This is a genomic window from Phytohabitans sp. LZ39 (assembly GCF_059359075.1).
Genome location: NZ_JCADBM010000010.1, coordinates 134738 through 150596, shown reverse-complemented (window position 1 = coordinate 150596; position 15859 = coordinate 134738). Strand labels below are relative to the sequence as shown.

15 protein-coding genes are annotated in these 15859 nt (G+C 71.5%); 3 read left to right on the top strand and 12 right to left on the bottom strand.

Features of this window, described 5'->3' with window-relative positions; all coding sequences use genetic code 11:
• From AC5L36_RS20635 to proS, 4 genes are all read right to left on the bottom strand, one after another.
• Complete coding sequence (locus AC5L36_RS20635; protein WP_173041827.1) at nt 1-261, bottom strand: RNA-binding protein; 261 nt, start codon at nt 259-261, stop codon at nt 1-3.
• Entirely contained in the window at nt 236-697 is a 462-nt protein-coding gene (gene rpsP, locus AC5L36_RS20630) for a 30S ribosomal protein S16 (protein ID WP_441215268.1), read from the bottom strand. The genes AC5L36_RS20635 and rpsP overlap by 26 nt, the downstream gene beginning before the upstream one ends.
• 158 nt (nt 698-855) lie before the next feature.
• The gene (locus tag AC5L36_RS20625) at nt 856-1506 is read right to left on the bottom strand and encodes a ribonuclease FAU-1 family protein (protein ID WP_441215267.1); all 651 of its coding nucleotides are present in this window, start codon (nt 1504-1506) and stop codon (nt 856-858) included.
• Nucleotides 1506-2912 carry a proline--tRNA ligase gene (gene proS, locus AC5L36_RS20620; RefSeq protein WP_441215266.1) on the bottom strand — a complete coding sequence of 469 codons (1407 nt, stop codon included), beginning with the start codon at nt 2910-2912 and terminating at the stop codon, nt 1506-1508. Before proS ends, AC5L36_RS20625 begins: the two co-directional genes overlap by 1 nt.
• Nucleotides 2913-3001: 89 nt before the next feature.
• Here proS and AC5L36_RS20615 point away from each other — a divergent pair, with 89 nt between their 5' ends.
• Nucleotides 3002-3517, top strand: a complete 516-nt coding sequence (locus AC5L36_RS20615) for a SigE family RNA polymerase sigma factor (protein ID WP_441215265.1) — start codon at nt 3002-3004, stop codon at nt 3515-3517.
• The gene (locus AC5L36_RS20610) at nt 3507-4937 is read left to right on the top strand and encodes an outer membrane protein assembly factor BamB family protein (RefSeq protein WP_441215264.1); all 1431 of its coding nucleotides are present in this window, start codon (nt 3507-3509) and stop codon (nt 4935-4937) included. The genes AC5L36_RS20615 and AC5L36_RS20610 overlap by 11 nt, the downstream gene beginning before the upstream one ends.
• 3 nt (nt 4938-4940) lie before the next feature.
• On the opposite strand, the gene AC5L36_RS20605 is transcribed toward AC5L36_RS20610, so the two are convergent.
• The 3 genes from AC5L36_RS20605 to ffh form a co-directional block, all read right to left on the bottom strand.
• Nucleotides 4941-6020, bottom strand: coding sequence for an amidohydrolase family protein (locus AC5L36_RS20605; protein WP_441215263.1), 1080 nt, complete (start codon nt 6018-6020; stop codon nt 4941-4943).
• Nucleotides 6021-6041: 21 nt separating this feature from the next.
• A complete protein-coding gene (locus tag AC5L36_RS20600; protein ID WP_441215262.1) occupies nt 6042-6524 on the bottom strand; it encodes a Uma2 family endonuclease in 483 nt (160 codons plus the stop codon).
• 217 nt (nt 6525-6741) lie between these two features.
• Nucleotides 6742-8298, bottom strand: coding sequence for a signal recognition particle protein (ffh, locus tag AC5L36_RS20595; protein WP_441215261.1), 1557 nt, complete (start codon nt 8296-8298; stop codon nt 6742-6744).
• A 181-nt stretch (nt 8299-8479) separates the two neighbouring features.
• Between ffh and AC5L36_RS20590 the strand changes: the two genes are divergently transcribed.
• Nucleotides 8480-9685: an alpha/beta hydrolase family protein gene (locus AC5L36_RS20590; protein WP_441215260.1), complete on the top strand. Its 1206-nt coding sequence runs from the start codon at nt 8480-8482 to the stop codon at nt 9683-9685.
• Between the two features lie 320 nt (nt 9686-10005).
• Here the strand turns inward: AC5L36_RS20590 and AC5L36_RS20585 are convergent, their stop codons facing one another.
• The 5 genes from AC5L36_RS20585 to AC5L36_RS20565 all read right to left on the bottom strand — a co-directional run bounded on the left by AC5L36_RS20585 (nt 10006) and on the right by AC5L36_RS20565 (nt 15815).
• Nucleotides 10006-10662, bottom strand: coding sequence for a response regulator transcription factor (locus AC5L36_RS20585; protein WP_441215259.1), 657 nt, complete (start codon nt 10660-10662; stop codon nt 10006-10008).
• Nucleotides 10659-11753: a sensor histidine kinase gene (locus AC5L36_RS20580; RefSeq protein WP_441215258.1), complete on the bottom strand. Its 1095-nt coding sequence runs from the start codon at nt 11751-11753 to the stop codon at nt 10659-10661. The genes AC5L36_RS20585 and AC5L36_RS20580 overlap by 4 nt, the downstream gene beginning before the upstream one ends.
• 14 nt (nt 11754-11767) lie before the next feature.
• Entirely contained in the window at nt 11768-12592 is an 825-nt protein-coding gene (locus tag AC5L36_RS20575; RefSeq protein ID WP_441215257.1) for a DUF2705 family protein, read from the bottom strand.
• Nucleotides 12582-13463, bottom strand: coding sequence for an ABC transporter ATP-binding protein (locus AC5L36_RS20570; protein ID WP_441215256.1), 882 nt, complete (start codon nt 13461-13463; stop codon nt 12582-12584). The genes AC5L36_RS20575 and AC5L36_RS20570 overlap by 11 nt, the downstream gene beginning before the upstream one ends.
• Nucleotides 13464-13541: 78 nt before the next feature.
• Entirely contained in the window at nt 13542-15815 is a 2274-nt protein-coding gene (locus AC5L36_RS20565) for a PKD domain-containing protein (protein ID WP_441215255.1), read from the bottom strand.
• Nucleotides 15816-15859: the final 44 nt, after the last annotated feature.

Here is a 15859-nt window from a genome sequence, read left to right as displayed (position 1 = left end):
TCAGTACGAGTCGACGATGTCGACGCGCACGCCACGACCGCCGATCGAACCGATGACCTGCCGCAGGGCCTTGGCGGTGCGGCCGCCCCGGCCGATCACGGTGCCCAGGTCTTCGGGGTGCACGCGCACCTCCAGCCGCTTGCCGCGGCGCGAGTCGATCATGCGTACCCGGACGTCGTCCGGGTGGTCGACGATGCCCTTGACGAGGTGCTCCAGCGCGGGCCGGAGTGCCACCTCAGACCTGCTCGCCGGAGTCCGCACCGGCCTGCTCCTCGGTCTTCTCGGCGGGCGCCTCAGCGGCGGCCGCCTTCTTGGTCGCCTTCTTCGCGGGCTTGGCCGGAGCCGCCTCCGCGACGCCGGCGGCCGCCTTGGCCTCCGCCTCGTACGCCGCCTTGCGGTCGGCGCGCTCCGGCGCCACGAGCAGCGGCGGCGGGGCGGGCTCGCCCTTGAACTTCTGCCAGTCGCCGGTCTTCTCCAGCAGGCGCTGGACAGCCTCGCTCGGCTGCGCGCCGACGGAGAGCCAGTACTGCACCCGCTCGGACTTGACTTCGATCACCGAAGGGTCTTCCTTCGGCTGGTAGATCCCGACGTACTCGATCGCGCGACCATCGCGCTTGGTGCGCGAGTCGGCGACGACGATGCGGTACTGCGGGTTGCGGATCTTACCCATCCGCAGGAGCCGGATCTTTACGGCCACGTTTGTTTTCGCTCCTGTGCGATACGGGTGAGCTGACCGGATGCCACGTGGGGTTGTGACGCCGGAGCTCGGGTGGACTGGCCGCATGCCCGGGTTAGAGGGCGCGAACATGCGAAGCCGGATACCAGCGACCCATTGTGCCAGACGGTTCGGGGGTGTTACACGGCGGGTGGTCGATCCCACCCCGGCGGCAGTACGGGCGGAGGATCCCACGCCGGATCCGGGGTGAAGTCGACCCAGGTGCCGTCGAACGGGAACTCGCCCGCCTCGATCTGCTTGACCACCCGCCAGCCCTCGGCCCACACCGCCGCCTCGTCGGGCACCCAGTAGTGATCCGGGTGGGCGAGCCGCTCGGCGAACTCGCCCTCGTCCTTCCACTCCCAGGAGAGGTCCGGCCGCACCACGATGTCGAGGTCCTGGTCGACGATGTCGATGCCGGCGGCGCCGCCGTCGTCCCAGCGCACGCCGGGCTCTTCGAGGTTGACGTACCAGTTGACGAAGCGACCCTCGTCGTCGCGAAACCACCACACCGAGTGGCTCGCACCCACCGGAAGGAACTTGAGCACCGGCGGGCCGGCCCACGTGCCGGGGGCCAGGCGGTAGGGGCCCTGCTCGATCCACTCGGCGAACGGCATCGACCGCAGCCCCCGCCCGTCGGCGGCGACCTCGCCGGCCACCGGCGTGCCGCGCGCGACCCACACGAGCAGGCCGCGGTCGTCGTCGGCGACCACGCGCGCCGGGCGTACCCAGGCGATGCGGCCGCGGTGGACGTTGCGGTGGATGATCAGCTGACCGGGCTTGAAGCCCATCAGTAAGCGCGGGCCAGGATGGCCTGGAGCTCCGGCTCGTCTTCCGAGTCGGGCACCGAGCCGTCGGCACGGATGAGGCAGCGGACGGTGACGCCTTGCCCGTTGGCCTCCTTTTCACCGGCCGGCCCGACCTCCGACCACGGCACCTTGGCCCAGCCGTTGGCGCTGGCCTCGATGGCCTCCGCCAGCGTGGCCACCTCGACGGTGCGCTCCAGGCGCATCGCGAGCGCGGCGTCGTAGAGCGCCTGCTGGTCGGCGTCGAGCGCGGCGAGCACCGCCTTGACCACGTCGGGCACCGCCACCGGCGTCTTCGAGCCGTCGGTGCGGCGCACCAGCACCGCATTGCCCGCGGCGAGGTCGCGGGGACCCACCTCGATGCGCACCGGGTAGCCCTTGAGCTCGGCGTCGACGGCCCGGCGGCCGAACGGGGTGTCGACCCGATCGTCGAACCCGACCCGCACCCCGGCGTCGCGCAGCGCGTCGCGCAGCTTGGCCGCGGCCTCGCCGACGCCCTCGCCGTCCTTGACGATCATCACGTATGCCTGCACCGGCGCCAGCCGCGGCGGCACCCGCAGCCCGTTGTCGTCGCCGTGGGCCATGATCAGGCCGCCGAGCATGCGGGTCGAGGTGCCCCAGCTCGTGGTCCAGGCGTGCTCGACGCCGCCGGTGGCCGACGTGTACGTGATGTCGAAGGCGCGGGCGAAGTTTTGCCCCAGCTCGTGTGAGGTGCCGAGCTGGAGGGCCTTGCCGTCGCCCATCATGCCCTCGAGCGTGTAGGTGTTGGTGGCGCCGGCGAACCGCTCACCGGCCGTCTTGCGCCCGACCAGCACCGGGATGCCGAGCACCCCGACCATGAAGTCTTCGTACACCTCGTGGAGGATCTTGCGGGCGTAGGCGCGCGCGTCGGCCTCGGTGGCGTGGGCGGTGTGCCCCTCCTGCCAGAGGAACTCGCTCGTGCGCAGGAAGACCCGCGGGCGCAGCTCCCACCGCACCACGTTGGCCCACTGGTTGAGCAGCAGCGGCAGGTCGCGGTAGGAGTCGACCCACTTGGCCATGAACTCGCCGATCACGGTCTCGCTGGTCGGCCGCACCACCACCGGCTCGGCGAGCTGCTTGCCGCCACCGTGGGTGACCACCGCCAGCTCGGGCGAGAAGCCCTCGACGTGCTCGGCCTCGCGGCGCAGGTAGCTCTCCGGGATGAATAGCGGGAAGTACGCGTTTTCCGCGCCCGCCACCTTGATCCGCGCGTCCATCTCGGCCTGCATGCGCTCCCAGATGGCGTATCCCGTCGGTCGGATCACCATCGTGCCGCGCACGGGGCCGTTGTCGGCGAGCTGCGCTTTCGCGATGACGTCCTGGTACCAGCGGGGAAAATCCTCCGCACGGGGAGTGAGCACGCGTGCCATGAGCCGACATCCTATCGGCCGGTGAATGTGCAACCCGACCCGGCGCCATCCCGTGTCCCTAGTGGCAGATTGATCGATGGGTGGTGGGGATGGCGGAGGCTGAGCGGTTCGACGCGTTCTACCGGGACACGTCGAGACGCCTCGTGCGGTACGCGTACGGGCTGACCGGCGACGTGGCCGAGGCACAGGATCTCGTGCAGGAGGCGTACGCACGGGCCTGGCAGCGGTGGCGCCGGCTGACCGGTTACGACAACGCCGAGGCGTGGCTGCGGATCGTCATCACGCGTCTGGCGACCGACCGGTGGCGGCACCTCAAGGTGCGGCGGGTACGCGCCGCCGCGGACAGGCCACCACCCCCGGTCCCACCGCCCTCGGAAGACACGGTGCTGCTGGTCACCGCGATGCGCGGGCTGCCGGCGGCGCACCGGCGCGCGCTCGTCCTGCACTACCTGCTCGACCGTTCCGTGGCGGACATCGCCGCCGAGACCGGCGCGGCACAGGGCACGGTCAAGTCGTGGCTCTCCCGGGGCCGCGCGGAGCTCGCCGCGGCGCTCGGCCAGCCGCTGGCGCGGACCACGAGAGGAGGTGCCGGCGATGTCGAGTGACCTCGACCGGATGTTCGGCGCGCTGCGGCACGACGCGGACGCGATCCCGCTGGGCCGCGCCTCGACCGCGCGGCGCCGTGGCGAGCGCCGGCGCCGCACCCGGCTGATCGCCGCGACCGCCGCGGTGGCCTGCGTCGTCGGCGCCGGCCTGACCGGCGGCGGCTGGCTGGCCCGCAACGACGCCGCGCCGCAGCCGGCCGGTCCGCCCCGGCCGCTCACCGACATGATCCCGCTCGAAGGCGGCGCCGAGTCCTTCACACCCAGCGCGACCTCCGGCGACCGGGTGCTCGTCGCCTGGCGTACGCAAGGGCGGCTCGCCGTGCGGCTGGCCGACCTCGAAACGGGACAGCCGATCGGGCCCACCCGCGAGCTCGGTTCGACGCTGAACTACCCGGACGTGGTCGGGCTGCCGTGGGCGTTCGTGGCGATCGGAGACGGTGAGGGCGGCCGGGCGTACGTCCTCGATCCGGAAAGCGGCGACGTGCGGTGGAGCCTGCCGTCCGGCGACCTTCTCTACTACCCGTTCGCGCTCGTGGCCGTGGCCGGCGGAGTCACCCGGGGGTTCGACTGGGACACCGGAGCCCAGCTGTGGCAGGCGCCCGCACCGGCCGACGCGCCCGTACGCAGCCTCGGCGTGTTCACGCCCGCCGACCCGTTGCCCCGCGCCAGCTCCATCGAGGCGGACGCCTTCGGCTACGCCCGCCCGCTCGCCGGCGACCGGCTGCTCCAGATCACCGCCGGCGGCGCGCTGCTGGTCCGCGACGCCCGGACCGGAAGGCAGCTCAGCCGGCGACCCGGCGTCGCGCCGGCCGACGAGGCGTACTACATGGCCTACGACGGCCGCCTCTACGCGTGGCCGCGCGACGGTACCTTCCGGCTGACGGTGACCGACGTGGACGGTGCGGCCGCACCGCGCCAGCTGTACCGCGCGGCGGCCGGACGGTTCGGCGAGCACGTCGTGCCGTGCGGCACCGGCCAGGTCTGCTTCATCGAGGGAAACAGCACCGCGACCCAGGTCGTCGCCGTCGAGGTGAGCAGCGGCCGGGTGGCCTGGCGCGCGCAGGCCACCCGGAAGGCACCCAGCCTGCTGCCCGTCGGCGACCGGCTGCTGGTCTCCGCCGACGACGGCTCGAGCTCCGCCCTCCTCGACCGCGACGGTCGCCAGCTGCTCGGACCCGACGAGCGGGGGGTGCCACTTGTATGGCTCACCACCGGCACGCTGCTCACGATGGGCCAAGCGGACCTTGTCGAGATCTCCGCGGCGGACGGCACCCGCCGCTTCCTCGCCACGTCGCCGGAGGGGCGGTGGCGCTGCTCGTCCTGGAACGAGCGGCGGCTCGTCTGCCACGCGGGTTCGGGGCCATCTGCCGCTGCGACGCCCGCCGACGGTGGCTTCCAGGTCTGGTCGATCGCGAGGTGAGAGCTAGCGGACCACCCGCCCGCGCAGCACCATCCGCTGCGGGGCGCGGACCACGTGGAGGTCGCGACGCGGATCCTCGGCGTACACGACAAGGTCGGCCAGGCCACCCTCGACGAGGCCCGGGAAGCCCAGCCACTCGCGCGCGCCCCAGGAAGCGGCGCGGAGCACGTCGAGCGGTGCCACACCCGCCTCCTCGTGCATGCGCAGCATCTCGTCGGCGATCCGCCCGTGGGTGATCCCGCCGCCCGCGTCGGTGCCGGTGTAGAGGGGCACGCCCGCCTCGTACGCCGCGCGCACCAGCGCCGGAAAGCCGTCACCGAGGGCGCGCATGTGCCGCGCGTACCCGGGAAACTTGCCCTCCGCCCGCGCCGCGATGTCGCCGAACGTAGCGATATTGATCATCGTGGGCACCAGTGCCGTGCCCCGCCGCGCCATCTCGTCGACCAGGTCCAGCGACAGCCCGGTGCCGTGCTCCACGCAGTCGATGCCGGCCCGCACGAGCACCGCCACCGCCTCCTCGGAGAACGTGTGCGCGGTGATCCGCGCCCCGGCCGCCTGGGCCGCGCGTACGGCCGCTTCGAGGGTGGCGGCGTCCCAGGCCGGCGCGAGATCGCCGACCGAGCGGTCGATCCAGTCGCCGACGAGCTTCACCCACCCGTTGCCGGCCCGCGCCTGTGCGGCCACCTCGGCCGGCACGCCGGGCGCGCCCACCTCGACGCCGATGTCGCGCAGGTATCGCTTGGGCGGCGCGACATGGCGGCCCGCGCGGGCCAGTCGCGGCACGTCGGGGTCGTCGTCCAATTGGGGGTACGGGTAGGGCGAGCCACAGTCGCGGATCGCGAGCACCCCGCTGTCGCGATCCTGGGCGGCCAGCTCTTTGGCCTGCCGGATCCCCTCGATCGGCGCCCCGCCCGGAGCGATGCCGATGTGGCAGTGCGCGTCGACGAGCCCCGGCAGCACGTACCCCCGATCGACGATCGTCTCCGCCCCCGCCACGGGCGAAAACGTCACCCGGTCGCCGACGAGCCAGAGGTCACGCTCTTCGTCGTCCGGCAGCAGGACCCCACGCACATGCAACGCCATGCGCACAGTCCTACCCGATCGTCAGTCCGCCGGCTTGGACCGCCCCAGAAACCCGTCCCGCCGCGCTGTCAGGGCCGGCAGGTCGATGACGATCCGATAGGGCTCGTCAGTGGTAAAGACCTCCGTGGTCTGCTGGGCGATGGCGTACCGCCGGTGGGGCTTGGACTCCAGAACATGTTCGGCGAGCGAGATCTTGTCGCCCAGTGGGTCGATCACCCAATAGCGGTTGACACCGGCGGCGGCGAACATGCTCGCCTTGTCATACAGGTCGCGCACCTTCGAGTCCCTCGACACGACTTCGACTGCGAGGATCGCGTCTTCGACCGGAGGCGGATGCTGGTCGACGTGTGCGGTGTCCAACACCACCACGTCGGGCCGCGGCTCGCTGTAGCGGTTGACATCCAGCGAGAGGTCGTAGACGGGCTCATGGTCCGGCGGACAGTTGTCGCCGAGCGCACGCACAATCTGGACGCATAGGAACTGATGGATGAAGGTAGGGGGCAAGAGGATCAACCTTCCGTTGACGAGTTCGTACGGAAGGTCGGGGGGGTAGCTCGGCCAGGTCGTCGACGGTCCACACCTCGCGCTGCGGCAGGTTGAGGGCCGTGGTCATAGGGCTCTCCTTCCGTGAGGGCGGCATCACGTCAACCACCTCACGCCTCATCCTGATGCCCTATCAGCGTTGGTTCGAGTCCCCCCATTTCTTACCCCGCGCGGCGAGTTACTTGTCGGTGTCCTTGTCTTTCTTGCCGAGCTTGCCGAAGTCGAGCTTGGGGAGCTTGAAGCCGGGCGGCAAGGCGCCGCCGCCCAGGGCGCTCGGGTCCATGCCCGGGGGGAGCTGGGGCATGCCCGGGGGCATCCCGCCCGGCATGCCGCCGGGCAGGCCGGCCGAGCGGGGGCGGCCGCCGCCCTTGGTGCCCTTGCGCTTGTTCTTCGGGGACTTGGTCGCCTTGCGCCGGCCGCCCGGCAGGCCCATCATGCCGCCCATCTGCTTCATCATCTTCTGCGCTTCGGTGAAGCGGTTGAGCAGCTGGTTGACGTCCATGACGGTCACGCCGGAGCCGTTCGCGATGCGGGCGCGGCGGGAGCCGTTGATGATCTTCGGGTTGGTGCGCTCGCCGGGGGTCATCGAGCGGATGATCGCGGTGACCCGGTCGAAGTGCTTGTCGTCGAGCTCGGCCAGCTGGTCCTTCACCTGGCCCATGCCCGGCATCATCGACAGCACGTTGGCGATCGGGCCCATCCGGCGCACCGCGATGAGCTGGTCGAGGAAGTCTTCCAGCGTGAAGCTCTGGCCGCCCATGAGCTTGGCGGCCATCTTCTCCTTCTGGTCTTCGTCGAACGCCTGCTCGGCCTGCTCGATGAGCGTGAGCACGTCGCCCATGCCGAGGATGCGGCTGGCCATCCGGTCGGGGTGGAAGACGTCGAAGTCTTCGAGCTTTTCGCCGGTGGACGCGAAGAGAATGGGCTCGCCTGTCACGTGCCGGACGGAGAGCGCGGCACCACCGCGCGCGTCACCATCCAGCTTGGACAGCACCACGCCGGTGATGCCCACGCCGTCGCGGAAGGCCTCGGCGGTGGTCACCGCGTCCTGGCCGACCATCGCGTCGATGACGAACACGATCTCGTCGGGCTGGACCGCGTCGCGGATGGAGGCGGCCTGCGCCATCATCTCGGCGTCGATGCCCAGCCGGCCGGCGGTGTCGACGATGACGATGTCGCGGGCGGCCCGCCGCGCGTGCTCGATCGAGTCGCGGGCGACCTGGACCGGGTCGCCGACGCCGTTGCCGGGCGCCGGCGCGTACACCTCGACGCCGGCGCGCCCACCGAGCACCTGGAGCTGCCCGACGGCGTTGGGGCGCTGGAGGTCGGCGGCCACCAGCAGCGGCTGGTGACCCTGCGCCTTGAGCCAGCGGGCGAGCTTGCCGGCGAGCGTGGTCTTACCGGAGCCCTGGAGGCCGGCGAGCATGATCACGGTCGGTGGCTGCTTGGCGAACTGGAGTCGCCGCGCCTCGCCACCGAGGATCGCGACGAGCTCCTCGTGCACGATCTTGATGACCTGCTGCGCCGGGTTGAGCGCCTGGGAGACCTCGGCGCCCTGGGCGCGGTCCTTGATGCTCGCGATGAACGCCTTGACCACCGGCAGCGCGACGTCGGCCTCGAGCAGGGCGAGGCGGATCTCGCGGGCGGTCGCGTCGATGTCGGCGTCGGAGAGGCGCCCCTTGCCGCGAAGCTTGGTGAAGATCCCGGACAGCCGGTCGCTCAAGGTGTCAAACACGCCGCAACATCCCGTTTGTCGTCATTTGGCGAGCACATAGTGGGCCGGCTCACGAGCCGGCCGCGCCCCTAGCCTAACCGGGTACTCGTACCCAGACCCGGCTCTGGTCATGCTGTCCCTACCTCGAACAGACCGGCTGACCGGATTCAGACCGAGAGCGTGTGTTCATAGCGTTTCGAGCATGATGAGACACACACGCATCATCGTCGGAATCCTGGCCGGAGCGCTCGCCGCGGGGGCGGTCGCCGTGGCCGCGCCGGCGGCTGGCGAGACAAGGGAAAGCGGACGGATCGTGGCGGTCCAGCCACTCCGCAGCCTCACCACCAAGGAGGACGTCGCGCGCGAGCTGACCGCGGCCGAGTTCAAGGTCGACGAGGTCCGGTACGGCGTGGACACCTACCAGCTGGTCTACCGCACGGTGGACCCCGCCGGGCGGCCGACGATCGCCAGCGGCCTGGTGGCCCTCCCGCGGGGTGGGGCGCGCGAGCTGCGCGTCGTGTCGTACACGCACGGCACCGAGATCAACCGGACCGACGCACCGTCGATGTGGCGGGACGGTTGGGCGGTCGCTCCGGCGCTGACGTACGCCTCGGCCGGCTTCGCCGCGGTCGCGCCCGACTACCTCGGCATGGGCATCGGCCCCGGCCCGCACCCCTACCTCGACGTGCCCTCGGAGACCACGGCCGCGCTCGACCTGCTCCGGGCCGCGCGCGAGTTCACCGCTGGCAAGGGCCGCGCGCTGGAGCGGAAGGTGCTGGTCACCGGCTTCTCCCAGGGTGGCACCGCGGCCACCGGGCTGGCCCGCGCGCTGGCCACCGGCGCGGACGGCTGGTTCCGGCTGGGTGCGCTCTCGCCGATCGCCGGCCCGTACGACGGCCGGCGGCAGGTGCTGCCCGTGCTGGCCAGCATGCCGCCGCCGTTCAACACGGGCTACACGGCCTACCTGCTGGTCTCCTACAACCGGCTGCACCACATCTACGACAAGCCGAGCGACGTGTTCGAGAAGGAAGGTGTCGAGGAGGTCTTCGACGGCGTGCACACGGGCGAGGAGCTGGCGGAAACGCTGGGCGGCTCCGTGGACGACCTGCTCACGCCGCGCGGCAAGGCGCTGATCGACAACCCGACCGGCCCGTTCGCGGCGGCGCTGGCGGTGCACGACGGCACCTGCACCGGCTGGACGCCGCGGGCGCCCGTGCGGCTTGTGGTGTCGGGCGGCGACGAGCAGATCGTGGTGGGCAACGCCACCGCCTGCCGCGCCAGCTTCGCCGCCAGCGGGGTGGACGTGCCGGTCGTGGACGCCGGTGACCTGGTCTACAACGACTCCAAGCACCTCGGCGCCAACGTGATGGGCACCGCCGACACCGTGAAGTGGTTCAAGACCCTGTGATCGACGTTTCCGGTCCGCCCGCCGCCGCGAGCGGACCGGAACGTGGGCTCCGTTTCGAGGCGGATTTCCCACATCCGCGTCAGCGGCGGACCGTATGCGCGGAGTCCCCGGGGAAACGTGGAGCGTTTTCTTGGGGTGCTTTCCCGCGGGCACCGGCGGCTCGCGGAGCGACCCGAAATCCCCGGCCGTCCGCTGCCGGGTTCGCGGGCCAAGCCCCGAGAGTCTTTGCGGGGGCGGTCGCAGGCCCCATCCGTCCGACACCCTGACGCAGCGTTACCAGCCTGGGTCGGGACCTTGAGATCCCTTATTTGGACAGGTCGCTAGAAGTCGACCAGGCCCGATTGGTAGGCGAAGACGACGAGCTGGGCGCGGTCTCGCGCACCCAGCTTGATCATCGAACGGCTCACGTGGGTGCGGGCGGTCGCCGGGCTGACCACGAGGCGCTCGGCGATCTCGTCGTTGCTCAGGCCCTCGCCGACCAGGCCGACGATCTCCCGCTCCCGCTCGGTGAGCGTGTCGAGCTGGGGGTGTGGCTTGGGCACGCGGCTCGGCCGGGTGGCGAACTCGCGCACCACCCGCCGGGTCACCGAGGGCGACAGCAGTGCCTCGCCGCCCGCGACGAGGCGGATCGCGTGCAGCAGCTCGGCCGGCTTGGTGTCCTTGATGAGGAAGCCGCTGGCGCCGTGGCGGAGCGCGTCGAAGACGTACTCGTCGAGCTCGAACGTGGTCAGCACGACGACGCGGGTCTCGGCAAGCGAAGGGTCGGCGACGATGCGGCGGGTGGCCTCGATGCCGTCGATGCCGGGCATGCGGATGTCCATGAGCACCACGTCGGGGCGTTCGCGGCGGGCGATCTCCACCGCGGCGAGGCCGTCGGGTGCCTCGCCGGCCACCGCCATGTCGTCTTCGCTCTCGACGAGCGTGCGCAGCCCGAGCCGCACAAGGTCCTGGTCGTCGGCGATGAGTATCCGGATCATGGCAGCGGCAGCCTCGCGTACACCCGGAACCCGCCGCTCTCCGCGGGCCCGGCGGTGAAGTCGCCGCCCAGCGCCGCGACCCGCTCGCGCATGCCGGCCAGGCCGTGGCCCCCGCCCAGCGCGATCACCGCGCCGCGGCCGGTGTCGACCACCTCCACGCTCACCTCCTTGGGCAGGTAGACCAGCCGGACCGTGGCGGTGGCCGCGCCGGCGTGGCGCAACACGTTGGTCAGCGACTCCTGCACCACCCGGTATGCTGCCAGATCCACCGCCGCGGGCAGGTCCCGCCGCTCGCCGGTGACCTCGACCTTGACCGGCACCCCGCTCTCGGAGACCCGCGCCGTCAGGTCGTCGAGACGGGCCAGGCCCGCGGTGGCCGCTCTTGTCTCGCCTTCATTGGTACGCCGGACGAGCGCGAGTGTCACGCGCAGCTCGTCCAGTGCCTCGCGGCTGGTGCGGCTGATCGCCGTGAGTGCCGCCTCGGCCTGCTCGGGGCGCTTGGGCAGCAGGTGGAGGGCGATCTCGGCCTGCATGTTGATCGCGGAGAGCCCGTGCCCGACCACGTCGTGCACCTCCTGTGCGACGCGCAGGCGCTCCTCGTCGGCGTACTGGCGGGCCAGGTCGTCCCGGGCCCGCACCGCCGCCTCGCGGCTGATGCGCACGGTGACGCCCACCGCGAACGGCACCACCACCCACGCCGCGCCGGGCACGAGGCCGGCCACGTCGCCGTCGACGAACACGTGCAGCAGCAGGACGGCGAGCGCGATGCCGGCGGCGATCCCGGCGAGCTTGAGTGGCAGGTGGCGGGCGGCCGAGTAGACCGCGACCATGAACGCGATGAGGATCGGGCCGTACGGGTACGTCAGCGTCAGGTAGACCGACGTGCCGGCGGCCGCCACGCCGAGCGTGACGAGTGGCCACCGCCGCCGCACCACCAGCGACAGGGCCACGATCACGACCAGCACGAACGTGAACGCGGTGACCGGTCGGTCCTGCCCCTCCCCCGCCGCCCTGGTGCCACCGATGCCCACGAAGAGCAGCACCAGGGTGAGCAGCCCATCGGCCACCCACCTCCGGCGCGCTCCGTTCATGGTCCGCATTCTCCCTAGATGATGTCGCGACGGCGCAGCAGGAGGCCGCCGACGCCGACGAAGAGGATCAGGTAGGCCGCCAGCACCCCCACCGCGTGTACGTCGCCGACGAGCGTCGCCACGCCGGGCGTGTCCGGTGAGGTGCCGAGCGAGGCGGCGAGCGAGCCCGCGTTGGGGCCGGGCAGCCACTCCTGGAGCTTCGCCACCCAGTCGAGCAGGGGCGCGGCGATGGAGGCGAGGAGGTTCTGCACGGCCATCAGCCACACCAGGCCCAGCCCGATCGGCAGCGCCACGCCGCGCAGCGCCACTGCCAGCACCACGCCCAGCCCGGCCCACATCGTCGCCATCAGCCAGCCCGCGCTGATGCCCGCGAGTACGTCCACGATGGACGGCCAGTCCGCCGGTGCGCCCTCGGCCGCCGCGATCGCCGCGCTCGTCACCGCGCCGGCCGCGAAGAGCGCCAGCACGATGACGAGACTGGCCAGCGCGACCGCGGTGATCTTCGCGGCGTACACCGTGAGCCGCGACGGCCCCTGGGCGAGCAGCGTCTTCCAGGTGCCCCAGCCGTACTCGCCGCCGACCGCCAGCACGCCGAGGATCAGCAGGATCGCGCCGGCGAAGACCGGCAGCCCGCCGATCGAGTTGCCGACCAGCTGATCCGGCAGTGTCTCGGCGATGCCCCGGGTGGCGTTGGGCGCCCCGTCGGCGGTGCCGTTCGCCCCCGCGTAGGGGACCAGATAGGTGAAGGTCAGGCTCAGCACGACGGCGACGGCCAGCAGCAGCCAGCTCGCCGGGCGCCGTACCAGCTTGATGATCTCGGCTCGCGTACTACCCAACATTTGTCAACTCCAGGAATACGTCTTCCAGCTCGCGTTCGCGCACGCCCAGCTCGCTCACGTCGATGCCGGCGCTCACCAGCTCCGCGTTGATCCAGGCCGCCTTGCCCGCCTCGATGTCCAGCTCCAAGGCGCCGTCCTCGACCCGCACCCGGTCCTGCCCCACCAGCGCCCGCGCACGGGCGGCGGCCTCCTCGACCGGATCCGCCACCACCCGCAGCCGCGCGCCGCCACGCAGCTCGGTCACCGTGCTCTCGGCGATCAGGCGGCCGCCGGACACCACGCCGACGCGGTCGCAGATCTGCTGCACCTCACCGAGCATGTGGCTGGAGAGCAGCACGGTCTTGCCCGCCGCGCCGAGCCGCTTGATCAGCCGCCGCATGTCCGCCATGCCGGCCGGGTCGAGGCCGTTGGTCGGCTCGTCGAGGATCAGCAGCTGGGGATCCTTGAGCAGCGCCGCGGCCACGCCGAGCCGCTGCTTCATGCCGAGCGAGTACGTGCCGTAGCGGTCGCCGGCCCGGTCGGTCAGGTCGACGAGGTCGAGCACGATGTCGACCCGCCCGGCGGGGCAGCCGGCGTAGTGGGCGATGACGCGCAGGTTCTGCCGCCCGGACAGGTAGGGGTAGAACGCCGGCCCTTCGATCAGCGCGCCGACGTCACCGAGACTCTGCCCGACGTCCTTGCCGAGCAGGCGCACCGTGCCGGACGACGGCCGCACCAGCCCGAGCAACATCCGCAACGTGGTCGTCTTCCCCGCGCCGTTCGGGCCGAGGAACCCGTAGACCTCTCCGGGCCGTACGGTGAGGCTCACCTTGTCGACGGCGACGAGCTGGCCGTACCGCTTGGTGAGCTCGTGGGTCTCCACTGGGAACATGCCCAAAGCCTCGCCGCCGGCGGGCCGGGAGACGTCCGCCGCCGAGCGTCAGTCGGCGTACGCCCCCTGACGTACGGCTCAGCCCAGGTTGAACTTCTCCCACGTGCCGACCGCGGGTCGGCTGGCGATCAGCGGCAAGGTGCCGGCGCTTTCCGCGGACACGTAGAGGTTGTTGGTGGCCGAGCGGAAGCTCACCGTGCCGTCGCCGTTGCGGACCAGCGTGAAGCGTTCCCACGCGCTGACCGCGAGCCGCTTGGCCTGGAGCGGCTGGGCGCCGGCGTTCTCCGCGGCCACGAACCGGTTGTTCGCGCGGGCGAAGAGTGCGACCTGCCCGTTGCCGAGGTCGACGATGTCGAACCGCTCCCACGTGTTGGCGGCCGGCCGGCTGGCGATCAGCGGCTTGGTGCCCGCGCTCTCGGCGGAGACGAACTTGCCGTTCGCCGAGGCCTTCAGGGTGCGTGCGGCGTCGCTCACCTTGACCGGGTGGAACTTCTCCCACGTGCCGATCGCGGTCCGGGTGGCCCCGAGGTACGGCGACGTCTGCGACATGATGCTGACGTACCGGAGGGTGTGCACCGACCGGAGGCTGATGCTGCCGTCGGTGTTGCGGACGAGCGTGAAGCGTTCCGTCGGGCCGACGTTCGTGGCGAACATGGTAAGCGGCCCGGTGCCCATGCTGTCAGCAGACAGGTACATGCCGGTCGCCCGGGAGACAAGGGCCACCTCACCGCCACCGGCGTCGCCGATGTCGAACCCGCCCGCCGCGGTCAGCCCGGGCTGGCCGGGCCCGAGCAGGCCGTTGGTTGCCACGGCGACGTAGTTGAGGTTGTACAAGGAAAGCAGGCCGGCGGTCGGCGACGCGGGCAGGATGGTGACCCGCTGGGTGGGCACGCTCGTGCCGAGCCCGTCGGCCGTGTTCACCGTGGTCCTGATCTGGTACTCACCGGGCTGCGCGTAGCGGTGCGAGATGGTCGGCGCGGCCTGGGTGGTCGTCGTGCCGTCTCCGAAGTCGAAGGTGTACGAGACGATCGGATGGGTGCCGGCCTCGGACGCCGAGGCGTCTACGGTGACCGAGCTCGCCGCCAGGTCGACGGCGACGCTGCTCCGGGCCGAAGCGCGGCGGACGACCTCCCGCGTGCCCCGGTCGGCGTAGGTCACGGGTCCGGCGCCGGTGTTCGGCACGCCGGGATCGTCGATGCGGGCGGCGCCTTCGCGGTCGGTTTGCGGGTATCCCGGGGCGGCCGAGTTCGCCGAGTCGATGGCGTCGTGGTCGGCGGCAGTCTCACGGTCGTGTGCGGCCTGGCCGGACGCGGCCCGAAACGCGGCCAGGCTCATGCGAACCCCGTCCCACGCGTAGACAGCGGGCGAGTTCGGATTGAGATGATGCGCGTCGTTGTAGTCGACCACGGTGTCGCCGACCGCGCCGTCGTAGACGCCGATCTCGACGCCATCCACCGGCAGCCCGTCGCAGTGGTCCTGGCCGAGGTTGCCGTTGAGGCTGAGCCGGTTGTTCTGCACCGAGACACCGGAAGACGCACCCTCGACGCGGATGCCGTCCCGGCAGTGGTTCTCGACATGGTTGTTGGTGATCGCGGTGCCGGAAGCGCCCCGGTTGAGGATGCCGAAGCCGGCGCCGCCACCGATCGCGTTGTTGACGACGGGCGTGCCGGCTGCGCCGGGCTCCAGCACGATCTCCGCTTCTCTGAAGCCGTGAATCATGTTCTTCGCGACCGTGTTGCCAGGCCCGGTCACGCGGACGCCGGCGCTGTCACTCGTGCCGTAGGCCTCGCCCGAGGCGTAGATCGAGCCGGATCTGACCTCGACGCCCGTCGTTTCCGCGTCGAGGATGATGCCGCCGGCTGGCGCCCGGTGGACGTACGGGGCCATCCAGGACTGGGTGACCGCGGCAAGCCGGATGGCGGGTGCGGTGGCCGTCCACGTCATCTGGATGCTGGTGGCCTGGACCGTGATACCCGACGACGCGCGGATGTCCAAGGCGGGCACGGCCTCGGTCCCGTTGACGCGCACGTTCAAAATCTTGATGTCGTGCTGGCCGTCGATGACGAACCCGGCGGTCGGGCCGACGAGCGTCGGAAGGGGCAGCGCCGAGGCGATCCGGAAGGTGATCGGCTGGTCCGGCGTGCCGGACTTGGCGAGTGTGACCCGCTCCGGATAGCTGCCCGCGCCGATCATGACCGTCTGCCCGGCGCTGACGACCGCGGCCGCGGCACCGACCGTGCAGAACGGCTGTGCGCTCGTGCCCGGTCCGCCGTCGGTGCAAGCGGCTGACGTCTGCTGCACATAGAGGGTCGTCGCGTCGGCGGCACGGGCGGGGCCGGCGGCGCCCAGCACGGCGGCGCAAGCGAGTGCGATCCCGGTGATACAAGCTCGAAAAA